Annotated in this window: 18 protein-coding genes and 1 tRNA gene; 6 read left to right on the forward strand and 13 right to left on the reverse strand. The window is 65.1% G+C overall.

The window, feature by feature from the left end:
• Window positions 1-37 precede the first annotated feature (37 nt).
• The 5 genes from GNK13_RS04905 to GNK13_RS04925 all read right to left on the reverse strand — a co-directional run bounded on the left by GNK13_RS04905 (window position 38) and on the right by GNK13_RS04925 (window position 4933).
• Window positions 38-640 carry a SpoVG family protein gene (locus GNK13_RS04905; RefSeq protein WP_164101329.1) on the reverse strand — a complete coding sequence of 201 codons (603 nt, stop codon included), beginning with the start codon at window positions 638-640 and terminating at the stop codon, window positions 38-40.
• Window positions 641-796: 156 nt separating this feature from the next.
• A complete protein-coding gene (locus GNK13_RS04910; RefSeq protein ID WP_203545337.1) occupies window positions 797-1825 on the reverse strand; it encodes a 4-(cytidine 5'-diphospho)-2-C-methyl-D-erythritol kinase in 1029 nt (342 codons plus the stop codon).
• Window positions 1826-2116: 291 nt separating this feature from the next.
• A complete protein-coding gene (locus GNK13_RS04915; protein WP_164101331.1) occupies window positions 2117-3049 on the reverse strand; it encodes an LpxI family protein in 933 nt (310 codons plus the stop codon).
• On the reverse strand, window positions 3049-4134 hold the full coding sequence (gene lpxD, locus GNK13_RS04920; RefSeq protein WP_235934780.1) for a UDP-3-O-(3-hydroxymyristoyl)glucosamine N-acyltransferase: 1086 nt from the start codon (window positions 4132-4134) through the stop codon (window positions 3049-3051). Before lpxD ends, GNK13_RS04915 begins: the two co-directional genes overlap by 1 nt.
• Window positions 4135-4228: 94 nt before the next feature.
• Entirely contained in the window at window positions 4229-4933 is a 705-nt protein-coding gene (locus GNK13_RS04925) for a hypothetical protein (RefSeq protein WP_164101332.1), read from the reverse strand.
• Between the two features lie 295 nt (window positions 4934-5228).
• Between GNK13_RS04925 and acnA the strand changes: the two genes are divergently transcribed.
• Both acnA and GNK13_RS04935 read left to right on the forward strand, forming a co-directional pair.
• Entirely contained in the window at window positions 5229-7991 is a 2763-nt protein-coding gene (acnA, locus tag GNK13_RS04930) for an aconitate hydratase AcnA (protein ID WP_164101333.1), read from the forward strand.
• 557 nt (window positions 7992-8548) lie between these two features.
• Window positions 8549-9043, forward strand: a complete 495-nt coding sequence (locus tag GNK13_RS04935; protein ID WP_164101334.1) for a keratin-like protein — start codon at window positions 8549-8551, stop codon at window positions 9041-9043.
• A 681-nt stretch (window positions 9044-9724) separates the two neighbouring features.
• Here GNK13_RS04935 and tig read toward each other — a convergent pair.
• Window positions 9725-11221 carry a trigger factor gene (gene tig, locus GNK13_RS04940; RefSeq protein WP_164101335.1) on the reverse strand — a complete coding sequence of 499 codons (1497 nt, stop codon included), beginning with the start codon at window positions 11219-11221 and terminating at the stop codon, window positions 9725-9727.
• A 197-nt stretch (window positions 11222-11418) separates the two neighbouring features.
• Window positions 11419-11491 (reverse strand) — tRNA-Gly (locus GNK13_RS04945).
• A gap of 471 nt (window positions 11492-11962) precedes the next feature.
• Here GNK13_RS04945 and GNK13_RS04950 point away from each other — a divergent pair.
• The 3 genes from GNK13_RS04950 to GNK13_RS04960 are packed head-to-tail and all read left to right on the forward strand — an operon-like array spanning window position 11963 to window position 14294.
• Window positions 11963-13018 (forward strand): ketoacyl-ACP synthase III, encoded by a 1056-nt coding sequence (locus GNK13_RS04950; RefSeq protein WP_164101336.1) that lies wholly within the window; start codon window positions 11963-11965, stop codon window positions 13016-13018.
• Complete coding sequence (locus tag GNK13_RS04955) at window positions 13011-13559, forward strand: YqgE/AlgH family protein (protein ID WP_164101337.1); 549 nt, start codon at window positions 13011-13013, stop codon at window positions 13557-13559. The genes GNK13_RS04950 and GNK13_RS04955 overlap by 8 nt, the downstream gene beginning before the upstream one ends.
• A 24-nt stretch (window positions 13560-13583) precedes the next feature.
• Window positions 13584-14294, forward strand: coding sequence for a metallophosphoesterase family protein (locus GNK13_RS04960; RefSeq protein WP_164101338.1), 711 nt, complete (start codon window positions 13584-13586; stop codon window positions 14292-14294).
• A gap of 53 nt (window positions 14295-14347) precedes the next feature.
• Here the strand turns inward: GNK13_RS04960 and GNK13_RS04965 are convergent, their stop codons facing one another.
• Window positions 14348-14869, reverse strand: a complete 522-nt coding sequence (locus tag GNK13_RS04965; RefSeq protein ID WP_164101269.1) for a hypothetical protein — start codon at window positions 14867-14869, stop codon at window positions 14348-14350.
• Between the two features lie 201 nt (window positions 14870-15070).
• Here GNK13_RS04965 and GNK13_RS04970 point away from each other — a divergent pair, with 201 nt between their 5' ends.
• The gene (locus GNK13_RS04970) at window positions 15071-16231 is read left to right on the forward strand and encodes a glycosyltransferase (protein ID WP_164101339.1); all 1161 of its coding nucleotides are present in this window, start codon (window positions 15071-15073) and stop codon (window positions 16229-16231) included.
• Window positions 16232-16536: 305 nt separating this feature from the next.
• On the opposite strand, the gene GNK13_RS04975 is transcribed toward GNK13_RS04970, so the two are convergent.
• From GNK13_RS04975 to GNK13_RS04995, 5 genes are all read right to left on the reverse strand, one after another.
• Entirely contained in the window at window positions 16537-17760 is a 1224-nt protein-coding gene (locus GNK13_RS04975) for a BON domain-containing protein (protein WP_164101340.1), read from the reverse strand.
• 338 nt (window positions 17761-18098) lie between these two features.
• Entirely contained in the window at window positions 18099-18473 is a 375-nt protein-coding gene (locus GNK13_RS04980; RefSeq protein WP_235934781.1) for a hypothetical protein, read from the reverse strand.
• A gap of 29 nt (window positions 18474-18502) precedes the next feature.
• Window positions 18503-20452 carry a S1C family serine protease gene (locus GNK13_RS04985; RefSeq protein WP_164101341.1) on the reverse strand — a complete coding sequence of 650 codons (1950 nt, stop codon included), beginning with the start codon at window positions 20450-20452 and terminating at the stop codon, window positions 18503-18505.
• A 96-nt stretch (window positions 20453-20548) separates the two neighbouring features.
• Entirely contained in the window at window positions 20549-21643 is a 1095-nt protein-coding gene (locus tag GNK13_RS04990) for a S1C family serine protease (protein WP_164101342.1), read from the reverse strand.
• Window positions 21643-23484: a S1C family serine protease gene (locus GNK13_RS04995; protein ID WP_164101343.1), complete on the reverse strand. Its 1842-nt coding sequence runs from the start codon at window positions 23482-23484 to the stop codon at window positions 21643-21645. The genes GNK13_RS04990 and GNK13_RS04995 overlap by 1 nt, the downstream gene beginning before the upstream one ends.
• Window positions 23485-23495 lie beyond the last annotated feature (11 nt).

Genomic DNA, 23495 nt, shown 5'->3' on the forward strand with positions numbered 1-23495 from the left:
CTTTCGCGGAGCGAAAGGCGACTATGGCTCCGCGGCGCTAGAAAATTCCCGCTCCGAAGCTGTCGTCTTCGTCACGATTTGCTGAATCGCTTCGGCCAGCCGCTCCGGACGACGAGTCCCGCTTCGCATCGGCAGCGGCACCGCGGTCGAAGTGCGGCCGGGGAGGCGCCGCGGTGGGGGGCTGTTCGAGGCTTTCGTCCCCTTCGGACTCCGGCCCAGCATCGGAGCCTGAGAATTCGTCGTCGTAGCGAGAGCGATAGCCCGGTTCGCCGGCCCGGGCCAGCTCGCGATCGAGCTCCTCGATCACCGCTTTTTGAATCATCTCGCGACACGAGCTGTTGATCGGGTGGGCCACGTCGGCGTACAGCTTCTGAGGCGACTCGGCGTCGGCGTCGGCCGACGCGCGCAGCTTCACACCGCACTGGTTGCAGTACAGCGAGCGGAGGTGGTTCTTGTGCCCGCACCGTGGACAATGGCCAGTCAATTTGCGGCTCGGCATCGCCACGAATGGACCGTGCACGCCGTCGATGATCTTCAGATCGCGAACGACGAAGCAGTGATCGAAGGTGATCGAGCAGAACGCACGCAGACGATCCTCGGACGCTTCCATCAGCTTGATGCGGACTTCAGTGATCTCCACGTTTCCACTCTCCCTATCCGGTGGACCGATACATGTACCCGCCCCCCGTTGGCGGCGTGAGGCGCCCGCTGCAAGCGGGCTCCCGGAGGGCGGGTTCCCGGCCACAGGGGCAGGCAATCGTTTCCCGCCCCACTCCTAGCCGGCTGCGTCTGTAGCTCAAGTCATCGTTCGTATGGTTGCCGGCAGGCTGGCCGGAACGGCGGCAAAACATAGCCCGGTCCGACGCGCCGACAGCAGCGCCGCAGCCCGCCGAGCCGCCCGCGCGGAATCGGCGAGGGCGAAGCAGGCCGAGCCGCTCCCAGTCATAGTAGCGCCTCGCAAACCGACACCTTCCAAAGCCCGCAGCGCTTTCTCGATCCAACCCGATATCTCCCTCGCCGGCTCGCTCAACCGATTGAATAGCGGCGGAATTTCCCTGCGATCCTTTCCCCCCAGTGGCAGTGTCCACCCTGCGGCCGACTGCGGATCCGCGGGAACCTGGCAGTGGCTGAATACGCGAGGCGTCGACAATGGTTCAGGTGGATAGATGACGACAAAGTGCAGTTTTGGTGCCGCTATCAACGCTGTCAGCCGTTCGCCCCGCCCTGCGGCGAGCGCCATGGACGTGCTCCGGCCGCACTCCCCCGCAGCCGCCCCTTCATCCGCCGCGGTGGCTCGGTCCGCAACCGCCTCGGCCCGCGGCCGCAAAAAGAATGGAACGTCGCTCCCGAGGTCCGCTGCGATCTCCAGCAGCCGCGGGTCGTTCGGCTCAACTCCGCAAAGTGCGGCCGCGGCTAGCAGTGCCGAGGCTGCATCGCTACTCGCCCCTCCCATTCCCGCACCCGCCGGAATCCGCTTGTCGAGCTCTACCCGAAACCCGCCGCCGACGCCGAAAGCGCTGCGGAATCGCTCGAGGGCCCGCGTGACGAGGTTTTGCGCCGCCGGCGGCAAGGAAAACGTGTCGGGGGCTGCGGAAGGCAGCCGTTGCCGCCACACCGCTACCGAGGGGCTCCAACGGCACTCGAGAGAAATTGACGAGTGTTCAGTTCGCGTGACGCGCAGCCGGTCACGGTGACCGATAGCGATCATCACCGTCTCGAGGTCGTGATAACCATCCGCTCGCTTGCCGAGCAGCTCGAGATAGAGATTCAGCTTCGCCGGGGGGTGCGTTTCGACGACGGTGCACTTCACAGCAGCTTGCCCCACGCGGACAGTACCTGCGACGCTCCAGCCCTCGGGTTCAGGGTGGAGGCTCGCAAGCAGAGGAACGGCTCGGAGAATCGTCGGCGGCCCGCGCTGGAACCGCCGGCATTCTAGGAGACCCTAGTTGGTGGTCAACCAGATCCCCCGGCCCCCGAGTCGCCTTTCGCTCCGCCAGAGTCGCCTTTCGCTCCGCCAGAGTCGCCTTTCGCTCCGCCATAGTCGCCTTTCGCTCCGCGAAAGAAGTGTTTCTGCGCTACTTTCGCGGAGCGAAAGGCGACTCTGGGCGACTCTGGGTCAGGCAACTTCGGCGTCTGCGTCGGCGGCATCGATGGCCACGATCGCAACCCCGAGTCGGTCGGCCAACGCGGCAGTCTCTGCAGCGTCGACGACGATGGTTCGCTCGGCTTCGATTGCGATCGCTCGCCCTCCCGCGGCATGCACGCGCTCGACTGTCTGGGGGCCGATCGTCGGGACGTCGAATCGCATGTCCTGGGCCGGCTTAGCGACTTTGATTAGAGTCCATCCGCCGCGGCGGCAGAGGGTGCCCGAGCGATCGATACAGGCATCGGTGCCCTCGACCGCCTCGACCGCGATCACCGTTCCGTCGCGAACGGTGATCGCTTGCCCGATGTCCAATCCGCCCATCTGTTTGGCGATCGTCCAGCCGAAGCGAATATCGCGGCGCTGTCCGGCCGACGGCTTGAGTTGGGTAAGCGAGCCTTTTTCCACGAGCAACTCCGGTGCGAAATCGGTTGCCGGTCGCACTTCCATACCATTTCGCTCGAACGCATCGGTGACGGCCGTCAGCAGGCTGTCGTCGCGGGTGTCACTGTGGCGAAAAATGAAGTGCGGAGCAAAGGTGCGGATGCATTCCAGATCGGGCCACTGGCTCCACACGACCGACCGCTGGAACAGCAACTCGGCCTTAAAAAGCTTGCCCGCCATGGTGACGCCATGAACACCGTGGCGGCGGAAAAACCGCATGTGTCCGCCGAGTTTGCCGACGCCGAGCCAGCGGACGTCGTCGCAGATCGATTCGAGCGAGCGGTCGGCCAGTCCCGAGAGGGCGACGCACACGACCGGTTGTTGATTCCGGACGAGGGCTTCGGCGACCAGCACGGGAAACCGTCCCCACCCGGCGACCAGTCCGACCGGGCGACGATCACCCCCGGCTAAACTCGCGGGTTTGGAGGCGGAAAAGAACCGAGGCTGGTACCGGGCGAGCATCAGGCCACGCACCGCGATGAGCCGGCCCCGTCCGTTTGCTCCCGCGTCCGGGAGTCGGCCACTGGCGTCTCGACGGCCCGTTCGAGCGTTTTGATCGCGCGGCGCATCTCCGGCAAGCGCCGCTGGATCGCCATAATCTGCATCTGTTCACGCTGCGTCGTTGCCGGGCTGCCGAGATACACTTGGCCGCCAGCCAAGTCCTCCATCACTCCGGCCTGGGCACCGACGATCGCCCCCTCGCCGAGGGTGATGTGGTCCTTCAGCCCCACTTGGCCCGCCAGGATCACGTGGTCACCGGTGCGACAGGAACCGGCGATCCCGACCTGGGAGCAGATCAGGTTGTGCCGCCCGATTTGGCAGTTATGGGCGATCATGACTTGGTTGTCGATTTTCGTGCCGGTGCCGATCCGCGTCGAACCGAACGTCCCGCGGTCGATCGTCACGCTCGCTCCGATTTCGACGTCCGCTTCAATGTGCACGTAGCCCAGTTGCGGGGCGCGGTGGTGTCGTCCTTCGCGGGTTTTGTAGCCGAAACCAAAAGCCCCCAGCACCGACCCGGCGTGAACCGTGACCCGCTCTTCGAGCACCGTGCGATCGTAGAGGGTGACGCCGGGATAGAGGACGCAGTCGTCGCCGATCCGCACCTGGTCCATTACGACGACGCCGGGCATCAGCCGGCAGCGATCACCGATCACCACGCCGCGGCCGATCGTCACGTTGGCCTCGATGGCCACGTCGCAGCCCAGTACCGCGGTGGGATCGATCGTCGCCGAAGGATGGATGGCGGCAGCGGCCGGAGGGGCGGCGGGCTGAAAATGACTGACGATCGTCGCAAAAGCGTCGTGCGGATGCTCGACGACGATCTGGTGGATCTCGACGTCGGGAAGCGGCTGGTTGACCACGACGGCCACCGCTCCCGCTTCCACGACCGACTCCACTCCGCGGGAGGAGTCGAGGAACGTAACTTCGCCGGCCGAGACCTCGTACAGCGGCGCGGCTCCACGACAGACTGCGTTGGCGTCACCAATCAGCTGTCCGCCGACGAGCGAGGCAAGTTCGCCCAGTAGGGTAGAACGGGAATCCACAAGCCATCCTTTGCTTGCCGAATATGGGGGAAACTGGCTGATCGGGATTTAACCGACTCGAGCCACGACGATCAAGGGTGATCGCCGCTCGGGGTCACTGTTCGTAGTACGCCGAGCGGGAGATTGTGGGGTTGCTTCCCGAGGAAACCGGATCGTCGCCAAACGGATCGACGTACTGGTCGCGCTGCATGCGGGAGGTCGGCTGCTTGGGGCTCATTCGCTCCGGAGTCGCTCCACGGGTGTTGCCGGAGCTGTGATCACCCTGCACGCTGCGGGGCGGCTTCGGTGGCTGGTGGAGCGGAGCGGGGAGCAGTTCGAATCCTGGCGAAACCGGCTGCGGAACAGACGGGATCCCGCTTCCCGTGGAGCTGGAACCGGTCTCCGTGGGATAGAAGCCCGGAGCGTAGGGCGCCAGCCCGATCGCGTCGCAGGCGGAATCCGGGAGAGCGTCGCAACCGGAATCGCAGTCGCAGAGCCCTTGTTTCGACGAGCCGAAGATCAGCCAGTCGGTTCCCGCGGTCACGCCATCGAGGAAGCGGCCGAAAAGATTGCGGCGTTTCTTTCCGCAGGTGGTGCATCCGCTCGCATGCGGCGTGGGCAGCGTCGCCTCGAACGCGTGTGGAGCGTGCGAAGTATGCGACGCGTGGCGGTGATGCGCCGGAGGGGCCGCGGCGGCCGGCTCGAAGGCCGTGGCGATGGCGCAAACCGCCATGCCGGCCATTGCCAGCCGACGCGGGGCGAACGTGCCCGACGTGCGGCCACGAGCAACAATCGGGTCCATCTCGATCGACAGTTTCATCTGGCCGCGTCCTTCCATCCGTTCGTTCGGCGGGGAGTGATTCTAACTCACTACAATCGATCGGAATCCGACGACCGATTTTCACAGAAGAAGCGTTACCGTCGGCAGGGTTTCCCCAGCCCGCACAGCTTGCCCTCTCGCTGCCGACTCGAACTTTTCCCCGTTGACTCCGAACCGAGGGGTGGTAGAGCGGCAGACAATCCGCCCGCGGACCGCTAGAATAGCCGCGCATCCCACCGGCAACTCCCTCCTCTTACCAGAGCCCCGGCTGCAACCCCGCCGGGAATACGCACCGATGAGCAACTCGAAGGCAGCATTCGACCCCTTCCAGGCACGCGATACGTTCGACTCCGGCGATGGTCCGATGACCATCTACCGGCTCAGCCGGTTGGAAGATGCCGGCTTGGGCGCTATCAGCAAGATGCCGTTCTCGATTCGCGTCTTGCTCGAATCCGTGCTCCGCAACTGCGATGGTTTCCAAGTCACCGAAGAGGACGTTCGCAATCTGGCTGGCTGGAAGGCGGCCGACCCGGCCAAGCAGGAGGTTCCCTTCAAGCCGGCCCGCGTGGTCCTGCAGGATTTCACCGGCGTTCCAGCGGTGGTCGACTTGGCAGCCATGCGTTCGGCGATGCAACGGCTCGGCGGCGACCCGACCAAGATCAATCCGCTGATTCCGGTCGACCTGGTGATCGACCACTCGGTGCAAGTCGACTTCTTTGGCACCGACGAGGCGCTGGGGCGGAACGTCGACATCGAGTTCGTTCGCAACCGCGAGCGGTACGAATTCCTTCGCTGGGGCCAGCAGGCGTTCGACAACTTCCGCGTCGTCCCGCCGAATGTGGGGATCGTGCACCAGGTGAACCTGGAGTATCTGGCGGACGTGGTTTGCGTGCGAAATACCGAGCACGGACCGGTGGCGATGCCCGACACGCTGGTCGGAACCGACAGCCACACGACGATGATCAATGGGCTCGGCGTGCTCGGCTGGGGCGTCGGCGGGATCGAAGCGGAAGCGAACATGCTCGGCCAGCCGCTCTACATGCTGATGCCTGAGGTGGTCGGCTTTGAGCTGACCGGGGCGCTGCCCGAAGGGGTCACGGCCACCGACTTGGTGCTGCGGGTCACCGAAGTCCTCCGCCGCGAAGGTGTCGTCGGCAAATTCGTCGAGTTCTTCGGCAGCGGCGTGTCGCGGATGAGCCTGGCGGACCGGGCGACGATCGCCAACATGGCCCCCGAGTACGGGGCGACGATGGGCTTCTTCCCGGTCGACGGCGAGACGTTGAATTACCTCCGGCGGACCGGCCGCGATGAGAAGCTGGTCCAGCGCGTCGAACGCTACAGCAAGGAGCAGGGGCTGTTCCGCACCGACGATGGTCCCGCACTGAGCTACACCAAGCAATTGCACCTGGACCTGTCGTCGATCGTGCCGGCGCTGGCCGGGCCCAAGCGTCCGCAGGACCGTGTCGCCCTTTCCGACATGAAGTCGTCGTTCCGCGAATCGTTGACCGCTCCGGTGGCGAATCGCGGGTTTGGGCTCGAAGCGAGCAAGCTGAAGAACACGGGCCACGTGCACCTCGACGCCTCCAACGGCCACGCCTCCGGCGCTCAAGTCGAGACGGCCGAGGATTACGAGATCGGCCACGGCGCGGTGGTCATCGCCGCGATCACTTCCTGCACCAACACCAGCAACCCGTCGGTGATGATCGGCGCGGGTTTGGTCGCCAAGCGGGCGGTCGAGCGGGGCTTGAAGGTCAAGCCGTTCGTAAAGACGAGCCTCGCGCCGGGTTCCCGCGTCGTGACCGACTACCTCGAGAAAGCCGGCCTGACCGACAGCCTCCGCGCCCTCGGCTTCAACACCGTCGGCTACGGATGCACGACCTGCATCGGCAATAGCGGCCCGCTGCCGGAACCGGTCGCCAAAGCGATCCTCGAAGGGGACTTGGTCGCTTCGGCGGTCCTCAGCGGCAACCGCAACTTCGAAGGCCGCGTCAATCCGCTAACGCGGGCCAACTACCTGGCCAGCCCGCCGCTGGTCGTCGCCTACGCCTTGGCCGGGACGACCGACATCGACTTGGCGACCGATCCGATCGGCCAGGACTCGAGCGGCCAGGACGTGTACCTCAAGGACATCTGGCCGTCGACTCAAGAAGTCAACGATACGATCGCTCGCGTCGTCGACCCCAAAGCCTTCGTCGAAGAATACAGCGAGGCGGTCAAGGGAGGCGAGCACTGGAACGCCCTCGAGTCGTCCGGCGGTAATATCTACGACTGGGACGAGTCGAGCACCTACATCCAGGAACCGCCCTTCCTCGCTTCGGTCACCGCGGAAGTTCCCGACGTGCAGCCGATCCAAGGTGCCCGCGTGCTGGCGCTGCTCGGCGACTCGGTCACGACCGACCATATCTCGCCGGCCGGAGCGATCGCCAAGGATGGGCCGGCGGGTCGGTATCTGCAGGAGCACGGCATCAAGCCGGCGGACTTCAACAGCTTCGGGAGCCGCCGCGGCAACGACCGCGTGATGGTTCGCGGGACATTCGCCAACATCCGGATTCGCAACCAGCTGGCTCCCGGCACCGAAGGGGGCTGGACCACGCACCTGCCCGACGGCGAAGTGATGAGCATCTACGACGCGGCGATGAAGTATATCGCCGACGAGGTGCCGCTGATCGTGCTGGCCGGGGCCGAGTACGGCACTGGCAGCAGCCGCGACTGGGCCGCCAAGGGAACGCAGTTGCTCGGCGTCAAGGCGGTCATCGCCGCCAGTTACGAGCGGATCCACCGCAGCAATCTGGTCGGGATGGGCGTCCTGCCGCTGCAGTTCGCCGAAGGGGAGACCTGGGAGTCGCTGGGGCTGACCGGTGAAGAGACGTACGACATCCAAGGGCTGACGAACGATCTCGAGCCGCGGAGTACGCTCGAAGTCCGCGCGACCTCGCCCGACGGATCGGTCAAAACCTTCCCCTGCGTCGTCCGGATCGATACGCCAGTCGAAGTAGGCTACTACCGCAACGGTGGCATCCTCAATACGGTCCTCCGCGCCTTGGCCGCCGAAGCCTGAGCCGGGACCGAAGGATTCGGGATCGGGGATCGGAAATCCTTTGATCAGCCGCCACGCGCTAGCGTCCGGTTCCCGCACACGCTGTGGGAACCGGACGCTAGACTCTGTTAGAAAACTCCCTTTTGGCATTACCCTCCCCCCGGGAGGGTCGGGCTCTCAGGCCCGGGGAGGGCTCGCTGAATCTGCACGCGTTTAGGGCTCTACGTCGCGCATCACCCTCCCCGCTCGTTCCTCGCGACCCTCCCGGGGGGAGGGTGTCGTTGCGGGTTTTCTGACAGAGCCTCGCGCGTGGCGGCTGATTTCATTGGGCCTTCCACCGCGGACAATCGGCTCAGCCCTCAGCGTCCGCTCAATCCGAACGCTTTTGCCAGGCGGCGGCGGAATTCTTGCGGATTAGGAAAGAAGCGGGGGCTAGCGAAGTCGATAGGGATCTCCAGCACACCATGTGGTGCGTTGCGTTGCATTCGACTGACCCTTAAGGCGGCTGTGCCGTTGGTCGGATGAGAATACGACGCCGAAGACAACAAAGTATCCCTGGATCTCTGGAGATTTCACCGATGCGTCGTGTGATCGCCCCCGCCTTCTTGGCCATGTTCCTGTTTGCCGGCAGCTCGGCCAGCGCCGGTTTCGGTCTGTTCCACCACTCGAACGGCTGCGACAGCTGCGCCGTCGAGCCCACCTGCGGCTGCGAAATCGTCGAGCCCTCGTGTGGCTACGAAGTCGCTGAGCCCTGCTGCGACAGCGGACACCGCTGCGGCGGACTGCTCCACAAGCTGTTCCACCACAAGAAGCACAATGCTTGCGACGCCGGTTGCGGCTGTGCGGTCGAGCCGTCCTGCGGCTTCGAAGTCGCTCCGGTCGACTGTGGTTGTGCGGTGGAGCCGGCTTGCGGCAGCGAAGTCGTTGCTCCTTGCTGTGGCTCGCACCACAAGCGGGGCGGCCTCTTCCACAAGCTGTTCCACCACAAGAAGCACCGCGGCTGCGATGCCTGCTGCGACGTCGAGCCGAGCTGCGGCTACGAAGTCGCGCCGAGCTGCGGCTGCGGACTGTAAGCGAATCGCATGATCGAACTCCGTCTCGTATTCGACGCCCCCTTCCCACACGCGTGGTCCGGCGAGCCCAGAATGCCAACTCGGCATCGCCCCCACCCTGGTTGACGTCGAAGCCAACGCGAGGCGATCAGTTCGCATCGATTCCTAGCTGAAAACCTCCCGATCCCCGGTGAAACATAGGTTTCCCCGGGGGTTGGTCGTTTGTAGGGGAGGTAGCCGGTAGCCGGTAGCCGGTAGCCGGTAGCCGGTAGCCGGTAGCAGGAAGCCGGTAGCCGGTAGCCGGTAGCCGGTAGCTGGTAGCCGGTAGCCGGTAGCCGGTAGCCGGTAGCAGGTAGCCGGTAGCCGGTAGCAGGTAGCAGGTAGCCGGTAGCCGGTAGCCGGTAGCCGGTAGCCGGTAGCAGGTAGCAGGTAGCAGGTAGCAGGTAGCAGGTAGCTGTGGTCCTCGCACTCAGCGAAGCGGTACTCGTACTCGTACTCGTATCCGGCCCGGCAGTCCGCCAAACTCGACACGAGTACCGCTTCGCTGAGTACGAGCTACTACGTCAGGCTTTCCAACCTGACAATTTCCGGATTGGTCAGACTGGAAAGCCTGGCGTACTGAGGGCGGCAACGAAAAACGCCCGCTGGGGTCAGCGGGCGTTTGGGTGAAGCGTGGGGGAGCGAGTGAAGAGCCGTGGCGAATTACGGCTTCTTCTTGTCCTCTTCCTTCTCTTTCGGGCTTTTGTCTTCGTGCTTCGCCTCGGGGATCGAATCGGTTTCCTTCGTTCCCAAGACGTTGTGGTAGACGGCGAACTCCTTGTCGTCTTGGCCTTCGGCTTGCGGCTCGTCGCTGACTTCGGCCGCGGCGGTGATCATCTCGATAACTTTGCGTTCGACGATCTGATTCCGCAGGGCGTCCATCTGGCCGCTCTTTTCCAGCCGAGCGCGAACGCGGCGGACCGGCATGTCGCTCTGCTCGGCGATCAGCTCGATTTCCTGCTGGTAATCTTCCGCCGTCGCGTCGACTTTCTCGTCTTCGGCGATCTGCTCGAGGACGAAGTGCTCGCGGAGCGAGGCTTCGGTCTGGGTTTGGGCGTTCTGCCGCATGGTGTTGACCAGACGACGGACGGTGTCGTCGTCAAAACCGCTGCGACGCAGTTCGAGGATCTTGCGATCGAGCTCACGACGCGTCTGGCGACGGACCAGGTCCGGGGGCAGTTCCCACTCGGCGTCGCCGATCAGGTTCTCGACGATCTGTTTCCGCAGCGCCTGTTCCTGGCGGTAGACCACCTGACGCTGGAGGCTGCTGCGAACGAACTCGTAGAACTCCTCCTTGCTGTCGAAGTCGCCGATCTCGCGGAGGTACGACTCGGTCAGCTCGGGAAGTTGCTTGCGGGAGACTTCGACGACCGTGAATTCGGCGTCGAGCTCCTTGCCCCGCATGTCTTCGCGGGGAGCTTCGGCGCTGATCTTGACCTTAGCTTTGCGGGTGTCCCCTTCGCGGGCTCCCTGAAGCGCTTCCCCAAAATTGTCGCAGACGCCGTCGGAGAAGCTCAGGCGATCGGTCAGCTGGACGCGTTCTTCGTCCATTTCCGAGATCACCCGGCCGTCGCTCAGGAAGCGGGCGGTCAGGAGCAGCGAATCGCCCTCGGCGGCCGGTTCATCGGTCGCTTCGGCCTGAGCGTTACGACCGAGCAAGCCCTTGACCGCTTTCTCGACCGCTTCGTCGGTGATTTCTTCGCTGGGCCGCGTGAGTTTCAGCTCTTTCCAGTTCGGCGTTTCGAACTCGGGCCGCACCTCGACCTTGAACTCGTAGCGGAAGTCGCCTCCTTCGGGGAGCTCGATCGACTCGTAGTCGAAGTCGGGCTCGCTGATCGCGGAGAACTCGGCCGAGTCGGTGACTTGCGAGAGGCTGTCCATCAAGAGCGAGCTCTTGACCTGATCCGAGACGCGGTCGCGAAATTGTTTCTCGACCAGCTTCCGCGGGGCGCGGCCGGCGCGGAAGCCGGGAACCTGAGCTTCGGGAACCAGCTCGTCGTAAGCGTCCCGCATGTACCGTTCGACTTCCGCGTGGGGGATCGTGACCACCACGTGACGCAGGCATGCCTGCGGGCTGTCGACCTTGATGTCCAACTTCAGCGGGGTTTTCTCGCCTTCGCTGGCGACAGGCGAATCGGACTGCAGATCGGACGTGGACATAGACGTAGCGTGCCTTCGCGGTAGGGTAGCGTGCGGGGGTGATTCGCGACCGAACGGGCCGAGAACTCAAGCTGGCCGAGATCTGGATGAGTCGTCGGTGGCAATCCGTCGCCTACCCATACTCCGCCTGCCACGAGTGTCCTCAGGGACCTGCCGGCGGCGTGGGGACAGAATTGAAACGAACGATTGGGAGCAAGAGCGGCTGATGGGATTCGAACCCACGACAACAACGTTGGCAACGTTGTGCTCTACCAACTGAGCTACAGCCGCAAATGCTCTTCTCAAGGTCAACTGAACGATGCTCGCGATCGACTCGCCGCCGCTGGCGGGAATCCCTCGCGAACTTCAGCTCCCAATCTTTTCTTTCAAACTTGACGCTGGTTCAAGTTACTCGTTTCGTCCGCTGAGATCGAGCCCGGGTAGGGACCGGAACGTTCTCGCTCAGCAGCGAAGGAGCCAGATTATAGATCCGCGGCCAACCCTTGCAAGGCCTCCCCGCGGGAGCGTCAAAATTCCCAAGATGACCGTACTATCGTCGCGGCCACGGGCTTTACTTGAACCAACTTTGTCCACCGTTTCAAGGGCCCACGTAGATTTCAGCCGCCCGCCACGATTTGCCAGGCCTCGCTTGTTTCGCATTGGCGGTTCGTGATATTTTCCAGCCACGGCTCCGCGGTCCTTTTCGGGAGCCTCTCCGGAACGCCTCTCCTCGCCCCCGAAACGACTGCCCGACGACTGCCCGTGCCGCACGCGAAAATCGGTCCGATCGCCGTTCATCTGCCGAGCCGGGTCGAGACGAACGACCAATTGCAGGCGGAGTATCCCAACTGGGATCTCGAGCTGATCGCCTCCAAGACGGGCATCTATCGGCGGCACATCGCCGCTCCCGAGGAAACCGCTTCGGATCTGGCCGTTGCCGCGGCGGAGAAGCTCTTCGCCCAGGAGCAGATCGACCCCGCGTCGATCGACTTTCTCCTGTATTGCACGCAAACCCCCGATTACCCGCTGCCGACGACCAGCTGCCTGATCCAGGATCGGCTGGGGCTGCCGGTGCACTGCGGGGCGCTCGACTACAACCTTGGCTGTAGCGGCTTCGTCTACGGTTTGGCGCTGGCCGACGGGCTGATTCGCTCGGGGGCGGTCCGCCGAGTGCTCCTGCTGACGGCCGAAACGTACAGCAAGTACATCGACCCGGCCGACCGCAGCCTCCGCACGATCTTTGGCGACGGTGCGGCGGCGACGCTGGTCGAAGCCGATCCAGAGTGTTCGCTGTTCGGCTTTCGCTTCGGGACCGACGGGAGCGGGGCCGACACGCTGCTGGTCAGCGATGGCGGGGCTCGCGCGACGGCCGATCGGATCAAGCCGCGACACCGTAAGCGATGGGACAGCCGGCTCTACATGGACGGCCCGAGCTTGATCAATTTCACCGTCGACGCCGTCCCGCGGCTGGTCGATCAGATCCTGCAGCGGGAAGGCTACTCCAAAGACCAGATCGAACTGTTCCTGATGCATCAAGCGACCCGCAAGATGCTCGAGCAACTGCAGTCCCGGATGGAAGTCGACGAGCAGCGGATGCCGATCGTGCTGGAGAACTGCGGGAACACCGTCTCGGCGACGATTCCAATCCTGATCCACACCCTGCGCGGGACGGGCGTGCTCCGCCCCGACGAGCTGAACATGATGGTCGGCTTTGGCGTCGGATGGTCCTGGGCCGGCTGCCTCTGGCGAGACACCTACCGCAGTCCTGCTCACGGCAGCCTTAATCACGGCAGCCTTAATCACAGCAGCCATGAATAGCTCGATCGAAGGCCGCCTCCTGATCGCGGCCCCGGTGCTCTGCGATCCCAATTTCTTTCGCTCGGTGATCTACATCGCCCGGCATTCCTCCGAGGGAGCGTTCGGGATCCTGTTAAATCGTCCGAGCAACCTGCGGTTAGAGGACATCATGGAGCAGGCTCGGGGGCACCGCCCGCGGCGCCGGGACGCGATCTACGTCGGGGGTCCAGTCGAAGGGCCGCTGCTGGCGCTACACCAGCTCGAAAACTTGGGGGATGTGTACCCCGGCGGCGTGTGGCTGACTAGCGACGACGACCATCTGATGATGCTGGCCGATCGCCCCGACGTCTCTGCCCGGTTTTTCAGCGGTTACAGCGGCTGGGGGCCCGGTCAGCTTGAAGCCGAACTGGATGCCGGCGGGTGGATGGTCGGCCAGTTCCTTCCCGAGCAGCTCTACGGCGATGCGGAGCGGATTTGGGAAGTCGCGGTCAAACGCCAGGGGCAGGAGGTGCTCCGCAGCGTCATCCCCGATTCCGGCAAGGTCGACCCCGGAGTCAATTGAACACCTGGAGTGAATTGAGCAACCGTGGGTAGGACGATCGCAATCGGGGACATCCACGGCTGCCGCAAGGCGCTTGCAAAACTCCTGGAAACGCTCCGCTTGGAGCGCGACGATACCCTCGTCACACTCGGCGATTATGTCGACCGAGGACCCGACAGCCGGGGCGTCATCGAGGAACTGCTCGAAGTCCGCAAGAGCTGCCAGCTGGTCGCGCTCAGCGGAAACCACGAGTGGATGATGCTCGGCTCGCGGACGATCGGAACGCCCACGCTGCATTGGCTCAAAGCCGGTGGGCTGGCGACGCTCGAGAGCTACGGCGGAACGTTGGCAAAAGTCCCGGACGACCACTTTGCCTTTCTATGCTCGCTCCGCAGTCATCACGAAACCGACGCGGCGATCCTGGTCCACGCGGGATACCTGCCCGATCGGGAGATGCACGAGCAAACCAACGAGACGCTCTACTGGGACCACATTCGCAGCTCCAATCCACCGCCGCCTCACCAGAGCGGTAAGACGGCAATCGTGGGGCATTCGCCGCAGCGAAATGGCGTGCCGCTCGACCTCGGGCATTTGCTCTGTATCGATACCTACTGCTGCGGAGGGCAATGGCTGACGGCGGTCGACCTTGAATCGCGAGAGATCTGGCAAACGAACCTCAATGGCGGATTGCGTCGCGATCCGCTCCGCGCTCTTCGCAACGGCTATCGCCACTGCTTCGGTTCGTCGCGCAAATAATCCCGCTCGCTCCACGACTTCCGCTCCCCGCCAACGACTGCAGGGGCGACCGCCTACTGCAGGGGCGACCGGCCTACTGCGAGTTTGGCGATGGCCAAGGGATTGGTTCGCACCGGCCCGGATTGCGAAGCGAGCGGTTCATCTCCAGTCTCAACCGCTTCGGTCGGCTCGATCTTCAGGGGCTCGCTGTCGAGCGGCTCGACTCCACGCGGTCCCGGGAGTTCCTCGACCGGTGCGCAGAACGGGTTGCCGCAGATCGGGGCCGGCGGGACCACAAAGTCGGCGAGGTGGCGGGAGTGATAGCCGCTCCCGGCTTCGACCTGCGGAAGGGAAGCAAAGGGACTGATCCCATAGGGTCGCGCGTGCCGAGCCCCGTAGTAGACTGGCGGGTTCACCGCAAAGTACGGTGGCGTCCGCACCGAAGTGCTGTAGCGAATGCCGTAGGGCTGATAGAAGCCGGAGAAGTAGGGCAGGTGCTCGAACCCGTGAGCAAATCCATTGGCGGCTTCCGCCGACGGCAGCGAAACGAATGTGGCCGAGATGGCGACCAGTGAAAGCAAAGAGTGGCGAATCATGAGGTCTTGCGGGGCTGGGGAATGGAGAGTCGGAACAGGATGCAAATGTTCCCCCGATCCCTCTGACCGTAATTACCGGCACCGTCTGCATCAATCTCCACCACTGGATTCTTCGCCCCGACCCACAAAGGTGTCAGGATCCCGCCGACCGCCAGATCCGGGGGCCGGTTTTCTCCCCTGTTCCCTCGGAATCGCAGTGCCGTGCGTATCACGTGTCTGATCCATTCGCTCGCCGGGGGAGGTGCGGAGCGATTGATGGCTGGGCTGGTGAGCCGCCTCGTCGAGCGGCACGCTGTCACGCTCCTCACGCTCGACGATGCGACGGGCGATCGCTACTCGCTAGACGGGCGGGTCCAGCGAATCCCGCTGTCCGTGATGAGCCACAGTCGCCATCTGTGGGCAGCCATCCTCAGCAATCGCCGCCGCGTGACGGCGGTCCGCCGGGCGGTCCGCGACAGCCATCCCGATGTCGTGCTCAGCTTCTGCGATAAGAACAACGTTCTGGCGCTCGTTGCCTGCCAGCCGTTGGGAGTGCCGGTCGTCGTCTCCGAGCACACCGATCCGCGGCATCAGGACATCGGCCCCGTCTGGTCGCTGCTCCGACGCCGCAGCTATCGCCGCGCGGCCGCCGCGATCGCGTTGACCGAGGAAACGGCCGAGTACATCACGCGTTGGACGGGACCCGGGGCGGACCGACGTCCCGCAGTCATCCCTCCCGCGGTCGATCCGCCGCAGTCCGCTCAGCCTGCGACCGCGCCAGCCGTTGGGGCCACAGTCCCTCGCGACGCAGCCCCACCGAGCCACGCCGGCTTTCGCTGGCTCGCCGTCGGGCGACTTTCTCCGGAGAAGGCGTTTGAGCGAGCGATCGCCGCCTTCGCCGCCGTGGCCGACGATTTTCCCGCGTGGTCGCTCGCGATCGCGGGCGAGGGACCGGAGCGGGAGCGATTGCAGCGGATGATCGACGCGTCGGCCGCCGGCGAGCGGATCGCGCTGCTCGGCTGGGTCGACGACGTGGCGGCCTTGCGCAGCCAGAGTGATGCCTTCGTGTTGACGAGCCTCTACGAAGGGTTTCCGGTGAGTCTGCTCGAAGCGATGTCGGCGGGACTAGCCTGCGTCGCCGTCGATTGCGAGAGCGGTCCGGCGGAAGTGATCCGTGACGGCGAGAACGGACTGCTCGTACCGCAGAACGATCCCGATCGGCTGCGGCAAGCGATGCTCCGCGTAATGCAGGACGAGTCGCTCCGCCGGCGGCTCGGAGCGGAAGCCCAGAAAGCGGCCGCACACTACGGCTGGGAAGCTTTCGTCGAAGCCCACGAGCGAGTTTTGGAAACGGCGGTCGCGGGAAGCGTTGGCTCGAGGTGATCCGCTCCCGCTCCCGCTCCCGCTCCTCTCGTACTCGTACTCAGCGCAGCGGTACTCGTACTCGCTGCCGCCCCCCTGCCCACCAAACGGGCCGATCGAGTACCGCTGCGCTGAGTACGAGTACCGCTTCGCTGAGTACGAGTACCGCTTCGCTGAGTACGAGTACCGCTTCGCTGAGTACGAGTACCGCTTCGCTGAGTGGAATGCCAACGAAAAAACCCTGCGGCGATCAGTTTTTGATCGCCGCAGGGTCAGTGGACCTTCGCGAGGGTCGTGCTCAACCGACGCTTACTTGTCGGTGGAGCCTACTTGTCGGTGAAATCGAGGAACCACCAACCGTCATCCCATTCGAGCGAGACCTTCCGCCATCCCAGCGGGACCTGCGGATAGGGATAGAAGGGACCGATGTAAGGCCACGCCGTGGGGCTGTACTGCTGCGGGTAGGTCAGCGCGGCGTAGTTCGGGTAGGCGGCGTAACCGGGCCAAGCGTAGTTGGGCAGGTACGGGTTATCGTACCGTGGAGCTCCGTAGGCCATCGGAATCGGTGCCGCCGAAACCGGAACGCCGGCCGCATAACCGGCTTGAGCGTAAGGGTCGGGAACCGGAGCGACGGGAGGCGCCGGAACCGGAGCCACGGGGGCGACGCCCACGCCGACGTCGGTGGTGCTCGCCGGCCTGACGCTACCGAACGGCAATGGAGCGGCCGGAGCGACCGGACCGTTTCCGGTGCCGGGCAGGCGGCCCGAGACGGTCTGGACTTCGACCGGCTGCAGGTGGCGGACCTGCTTCTTGGACTGCGGAGCGCTGGCCAGGTTCGCCGCCGGAGCGACGCTCGACTCGGTGCGGATGTCGTCGATCACGTTGCGGACGCCGGGAACGCGGCGGACCATCTCCATGATGATCTGCTTTTGTTCGCTCGTCCGGGCCCGTCCCTTGAGCATCACGTCGCCGTCGATGCTGCTGACTTCCAGACCGAACCCACGCAGCTCGCCCGACTGCTGAGCAGCGCCGAGGGTGCGGACTACGGCGGCCTTGATTTCCGCGTCGCTGACCGCGGCAGCCTCTTCGGTCGCTGCGGCGGGCTGAACGAGCGTGTCGCGAGGAGCGGCCGGTCGCTGCGAAAGGGCCTTGCTGAGCGAAAACTCGCTCGCGACCTTCTTGTCCGTGGCGACTTCCGCCACGCCGCTCACCGGGTCGACCCGAACCGGCTCGGGCTTCGCCGGAGCGGTGGAATCGGCCGACGGGGCGCCGACGGTGATCTGGTCGACCACGTCGCTGACCCCCTCGATTCCCTCGGCGGCAGCGAGAACCGCGTCGCGTTGGGCTTTCGTGGAAACTTGGCCTTTGAGCAGAACGCGACCGTTGCTGACATCCAGATCCAGGGTGAAGCCCTGGAGGACGCCTGCATTCTGCTGCTCCTTCAGCTCAGAAATAATATGTTCGGCGATCTCACGATCTCCGCCCCACGCGGCCAGCGGCGTGACGGCGGCGAGCGTGAAGAGCGCCACGCCGACAAAAAAGCGTCGCATGGTAACCCTCCTACGGTCTTCTGCGTCGGTCCACCCGGTTCCTGCCGTCGCCACATTGCGGGAACGACGGTCGGCCCGGGGATCCCGCCCCGGTCGATTCCCCTCCTTGAAAACCCCGGGCGCCGACCAGGCTGATCGCGAAGCCTTGCTCGCGATCCCCTCGTCGACGCCCCAGGCCGGGCGCGGTGCCCTGGCGCGGGGCCGGTTGTCAACACTAACTTCGGATCGAAGCAGGTCCCAAAGGTAGGTTTTTTTCGATTTTATCGTTGTTCGCGGTTTAGCCGGTCGGAGCGGCTAACGACGCCGCGCGGATCGGCTAACGACGCCGCGTGGCCCGGCTAACGACGCCGCGCGGCGCGGAACGACCGCACCAGCCAGCCGAGCGTCAGCAGCATCCCCGCCGCGGGCGCCAGGACGAGGATCAATTTCGGCTGTGCGGCGAGCGCCATGATCGCGACTAGGCAGAGCGCGGCGAGCCCCGGCGGAAGCCAGGCCATCGGGGTCCGGAGCGAGGGGAGGGCGAGCCAGAGGGCAAACAGCACCACCCCGACGCGAAGCATCGAGGCGGCAGCAAACGCTCGGCCACTCTCGAGCCCCTCGACTAGGCTAAAGAGCAGCCCCGCCCCGATCGCGAGCAGGGCGAGGACGAGCAGGATGACGCGGCGCACATCGACCTTCGCCTTCGAAGCCTTCGCCTTAGAACCGTCGGTCATCCGCTCCGCTTTCGTTCGATTCGAGTGACTTAGATGCGTGCCAGCGTCCAGACCCAACGGGTGACTGCCTCGGCGTCCTCGCCGCCGCGGACCATCGCGTATCCCGCCCGCTCGAGCACCTCGGACCAGCCGGGCAATTCGCCCCCTCGGATCAAAACCTGGATCGGTGCCGAGGGGTCGTTCTCGGTGATCCGAATCGCTGGCGGCCGGACGTCCGTGGGAACTGCCGCCCCCACGAAGGGTGTGGCCTCGGTCCAGGCGGCGATGATCGCCATCGCTGCCCCCGCGCCTTCACCGGTCGCGGCGATTGCTTCGGTGAGGATTCCGGGATGCCGCTGCCGGATCGACGCCGCCAGCCGCCCCCCGAGTTCACCCTCCTCGGGAGTCCAGCGGGCCGGATCGGCCGAACCAATGATTCCGACGACGACGCGATGCTCTCGCGCTGCGGCCATCCATTTGTCGGTCAGCTGATCCGAGAGCTGCATTGCGTTGTCGACTCCCGGCTCAGCGAACACGATCAGCAATCCCAGCGGGGTCTCCTCTGGAACGTCCGCCGGCGCCAACATCGCCACTTTGTTTGGCACGTCCGGAAGCGTCAACTCCGTAACCTTCCACTCGCCCTCGATCGGCGCACCCGGCAACGGGGGAAGTTGATCGGGGAGCGAACCGGTGATCCGCTGCGGAGTGACCTCGATGGCCTGAGCGGCTCCGTCGCGAGAGACGGTCACCGTGATTGGTTGGTCGCGGCGAAGCGTGAGCACCCGCTTGCGGAGTTGCTCGACCGACTCCACCTCGATTTCCGCAATCGAGACGATCTGGTCGCCCACTTCAAAGCCGCTCTTCTCGGCCGGCGAGCCCGGGAAAACCGCGGTCACGCGAACCCCTTCTCGGTCAGCGGCCAGAAGCCCAATCGTCTGCGGATCGAACCGTGGAATCTCGCCGACCAACGTTGGCGTCACCCTCAGTCGTTCGCCGTCGCGGCGAAGCACGATCGAGACGGGCGTCTCCGCGTCGAGCGGTCCCAGCCGCTGGCGAATCTCCGCGTGCCGGCGTACGGGCAGTCCCGCGATCTCAATGATTTCGTCTCCGGGCCGAATGTCGACCTCCGCCGCTGGCGAACCGGCGCGAACGGCGGCCACCCGAGTGCCCGGGGCGAACGGGTCGCCACTCCCCGCTACGATGCCCAGCTGCCCAGGGCGGATCGATGCGCCTTGTTTCATCTTCTCCAGCCGCTCCGCGATCTGATCGGCCGGAGCGACAAAGCCGATCCCCGCGTCGTACCAACCCGCTTTGTCGCCACCCTCTCCCATCTCGGGCATCGCCGGGACCACGATCCCCAGAATTTCTCCGCGGATGTTCAGCAGCGGACCGCCATAGAAAGGAGGGGAGACGCGAGCGTCGGTCTGCAGGGCGCGGCCATGCAGACGCCCCAGCGCGCTGACGATCCCAACCGAGCGAGCCGGAGGCCCTTCGGCCCGAACTCGACCCACCGCAATCGCATACTGCCCCACCCGGACGTCTTCGACCGGAGCAAGCGTCACCGCCGAAAGCGGCTCCGAAGGCTCGACCCGCAGCAGCACCAGCTCGCGTCCCTCGTCCTTCGCCACGACCTCGGCCGGCAGCCGGCTGCCGTCGCTGAGCACCACCAGAATCGACGCGGCGGGGCGAGCGGTAACCATGGACGAAGCGAGGATCAGCCCTTCGGAGTCGATGATCGTGCCAGCCGAGGGAGCATCCGCGGCGACCTCTCCCGCTTCGACTTCCGCCACGCCCACCAGCTCGATTTGAACCACCGATTCGGCGACTCGCTCAACCGCCGCCGCGATCGCCGCGGCCTCGGCAGAGTAGAAGTCGGCGGCATCGTTACCCCGGCACGCTCTGCCGAAGAGAGCCACTTGAGCGAAAGCCAGCAGGCAGACGATTGCGCCGCTGGATCTCCGTGATGAGTGGCGGCGGACGTTGCAGGAGAATCGAAACATGCAGGGGAAACCCATAGAGGCAAAGGATTTTTTAGCTGGCGTTCTCGACACGGCGGAGGAGCCCTCCACCTGGCGGAGACGTTGCTCTGGGCGAAATCAGCGAGGCCGCAGCGTCACCGTCACGACCTGCGAACCGCGCTGCACGGTAACGCTCACCGGATCTCGGCGATCCTTGGTGCGGAGCAGCTCGTTCAACGCCGACTGTCCCTCGATCCGCTGCCCGGCCGCCAGCAGGATCAAATCGTCGGGCTGAAGCCCAGCGGCCGCCGCGGGCGAATTCTCCTCGACGGCGTCGATGAATGGCGGCGTCTTCTCCAGCACGTTCGGGATCATCACGATCCCCAGCCCGGAAGCCGAATGCGCCTGATTAGCCGGCAGCGGCTCGGCGGTGCTCTCCGCCACCGAAGGGGTTCGTCCGGCGACGATATCGCCGATCACTCCGCGAAGCGTCCCCGCCGGAATCGCATAATTGAGCCAGACGCCGGTCCGCTCGTCTCTCAACTCTTTGCCGAGCATGCCGAGCAGATTCCCGTCGAGCCCAACCAGCGCGCCTCCGGCAGCCCCCGGATTGTTCGCGACCAAGTCCAGCACATACACCGGCCCGCTGTAGGCCGTGCGGAACGTGCCGCGGCGGGCTTCGAGATTCGCTTCGCTGGCAATGTACCCATGCATCACGCTGGCTGGTTCATTCCCGGCAGCGATCGAGAACAGGTTGCTGACCGCCAGCACTTGCGCCCCGGGAACGGCGCCGGAGCCCGCATCGCCTGATCCGCCCGCCGCTCCGCTCCGCTCGCCCACGGGAAAGTAGGGGAGCGAGTCGGCGTCGATCTTCAGCACGGCCAGCTCCAGGCTGGGCTCGAAGCCGACGATTTCTGCTTCGAAACGGCGGCCGTCGTCGAGCACCACGATCGGATCGACGTCGAGCACGTAACTCCAGACGGTCGCGATGTGCCCCTGGGGCGAGACGATGCAACCGCTCTGGTAGGCTTCCAGGCCAGCCATCCCGCCGGCCCCGTAAATTTTGACCACGCGTGCCTGAACTTCGCGGACGACCGTGGCTCGCGAGGGAGGTTGGGCCGCGGCTGTCGGCGAGTCCAGCAAGAATCCGCCGCTCAAAACCAACAGCCACGCCGCAAGCGTCAGCAGGGAAGGGTGGGGCAGCACGCGTCGATTCCATTTCCGGTTCGCCATCAGCTTTGCCCCGCTTCGCTGTCAGTTGTCCAGCTGTCGATCTTCAGGTCGAGCACCACGTCGCTTCCGTAGCGGAGCTCCAGGCGGGCTGGTGTGCCGGGCGCCTCGCCTTCGGCCGAAGCATAGTGGATCAGCAGTTCCGCCGGGTCGCGGGCTCGGTCGGCTGTGAGCTCGACCGCTTCGGCAGCCCCCGACTCGGGATGCACCATCCACCGCGCTTCCAATTCGCCGGCCGTGCCGACCAGGACGTCTCGCAGTGGAAGCTCGCCGAGCAGCGGTGCGGTGCCGAGATAGAACACGTCGCCAAACCTTCGGGGACCGACGTCGAGCAAGCGCCGCCAAGCCTCTAACGCCGGCAGCAGCGCCGCGGCGGATCGCTGATCGACTGCTTCGAAGCGGGCCGCGACCGAATCCTGAACCACTTCCTGGTCGCCAACCGTCATGCGGAGTTGATTATCCGAGACTTGGATGACCACCGGTGCGGGAGTCGCCCCGGTGGTCGTGCCGCGGATCGTCCACGCGGTTGGTCGCTGGCTGACTTCCGGTACGGTTCGGCGCAGCTGCTCGATCAGCCGCTGTTGGTGCTGGTCGTTGAAATGGTAGTTGGCAAAACCGGCTCGCTCTTCGAGTTGGGCGAGCGCGGCTTCGGGGATCGGTTTGCCGTCGGCTCCCTTGGGGGCGTCCGCCTCTTTGCCATCCTCCTGCGGCTCCTCCGCTTCAGGCGGCGCTGGCTCTCCGGGAGCTTCGTCCTCACCCTCCCGCGGGGCCGGCGGCGCAGGGGGAGGTGGCGGCAGGGCGCCGGCCATCTTCTCGATCAATTCGTCTTCGCCGTGCACCCCCGCCAACCGCACGAGAATCTCGCGGCGCTCGCTGCCCCGCAGATAGGCCAGCCGGATCCGCCAGCCTTTGGGCAGGGTGCCGAGGATGTTTTGGACGTCGTTCGCCGTCTGGACCGCCCGCCCGTGAACTTCGACGATCTCATCGTTGTACCGCAGTCCACGGCGGTAGGCGTCGGAAGACTCGAGGATGTTGCTGACCCGCACGCCACCGTCGGGGTCGGTGGCGACGGTCGCTCCGAGCGTCGCATGGTCGACGATCCGGCCGCTCTTCAAGTAGCCGAGAAAGTTCTTTGCTTGGTTGATCGAGATCGCGTAGCCGACGCCGACGTTCACCCGCCCCCGCTTTTCGAACGAAGCCCGCCCCACGATGCCGATCAGCCTGCCGCTGGCATCGTACAGCGGCCCACCCGAGTTGCCGGGGTTGATCGCCGCGTCGGTCTGGAGGCAGTCGGCGTATTCGAGCAGCGTCCCTGAGGGATACTGATAGCGATGCACGCCGCTGAGCATTCCCCAGGTCACCGAGGGCTGGAGGTTCGTGGAGAGCAGAAACGGATTGCCGACGACGAAGCACCAGTCACCCGCCTGCAGCTGATCGCTATCGGCCAGCTCGGCCGCCGGAAAGTCGTCGCGTCCGAGGAGTCGAATGAGGGCCAAGTCGCCGACCGGATCGATGCCCACGATCACTGCGTCGTACACGTTTCCATCGGAGAGACCACACCGCATGTAGCTGCCCGCAGGACTGCTGACGTGGAAGTTGGTCAGCGCGTATCCGTCGGGCGAAATCAACACGCCGCTCCCGCCGCCCGCCCCGCCAGGGACAAACACGCTGACCGCCGTCGGCACCGCCCGTTCGATCGCCTGGATCCGCTCCTGCTCGGCCGCTAGGACTTGACTTGGAACCGCCGCGTCGGCGGCCTGATCCGCGGCCCGGGCGGAACCCGAGAGGCCCAGAATCGTCGCCGCGGACGCTAGTAAAAGAGTGGGGAGCCAGCAGCGGAACATTCGCTTTCCTT

The sequence above is a fragment of the Candidatus Laterigemmans baculatus genome, from assembly GCF_010367455.1.
GTDB classification, from domain to species: Bacteria; Planctomycetota; Planctomycetia; order Pirellulales; family Pirellulaceae; genus Laterigemmans; species Laterigemmans baculatus.

Bases quoted from the DNA above. Each gene is read 5' to 3' on its own strand.
- GNK13_RS04955 (WP_164101337.1), top strand. From the start codon at position 13,011: ATGAATAGCTCGATCGAAGGCCGCCTCCTGATCGCGGCCCCGGTGCTC.
- GNK13_RS04915 (WP_164101331.1), bottom strand. From the start codon at position 3,049: ATGCTCGCCCGGTACCAGCCTCGGTTCTTTTCCGCCTCCAAACCCGCG.
- GNK13_RS04965 (WP_164101269.1), bottom strand. From the start codon at position 14,869: ATGATTCGCCACTCTTTGCTTTCACTGGTCGCCATCTCGGCCACATTC.
- tig (WP_164101335.1), bottom strand. From the start codon at position 11,221: ATGTCCACGTCCGATCTGCAGTCCGATTCGCCTGTCGCCAGCGAAGGC.
- GNK13_RS04990 (WP_164101342.1), bottom strand. From the start codon at position 21,643: ATGGCGAACCGGAAATGGAATCGACGCGTGCTGCCCCACCCTTCCCTG.
- acnA (WP_164101333.1), top strand. From the start codon at position 5,229: ATGAGCAACTCGAAGGCAGCATTCGACCCCTTCCAGGCACGCGATACG.
- GNK13_RS04975 (WP_164101340.1), bottom strand. From the start codon at position 17,760: ATGCGACGCTTTTTTGTCGGCGTGGCGCTCTTCACGCTCGCCGCCGTC.
- GNK13_RS04980 (WP_235934781.1), bottom strand. From the start codon at position 18,473: ATGACCGACGGTTCTAAGGCGAAGGCTTCGAAGGCGAAGGTCGATGTG.
- GNK13_RS04925 (WP_164101332.1), bottom strand. From the start codon at position 4,933: ATGAAACTGTCGATCGAGATGGACCCGATTGTTGCTCGTGGCCGCACG.
- GNK13_RS04935 (WP_164101334.1), top strand. From the start codon at position 8,549: ATGCGTCGTGTGATCGCCCCCGCCTTCTTGGCCATGTTCCTGTTTGCC.
- GNK13_RS04985 (WP_164101341.1), bottom strand. From the start codon at position 20,452: ATGTTTCGATTCTCCTGCAACGTCCGCCGCCACTCATCACGGAGATCC.
- GNK13_RS04995 (WP_164101343.1), bottom strand. From the start codon at position 23,484: ATGTTCCGCTGCTGGCTCCCCACTCTTTTACTAGCGTCCGCGGCGACG.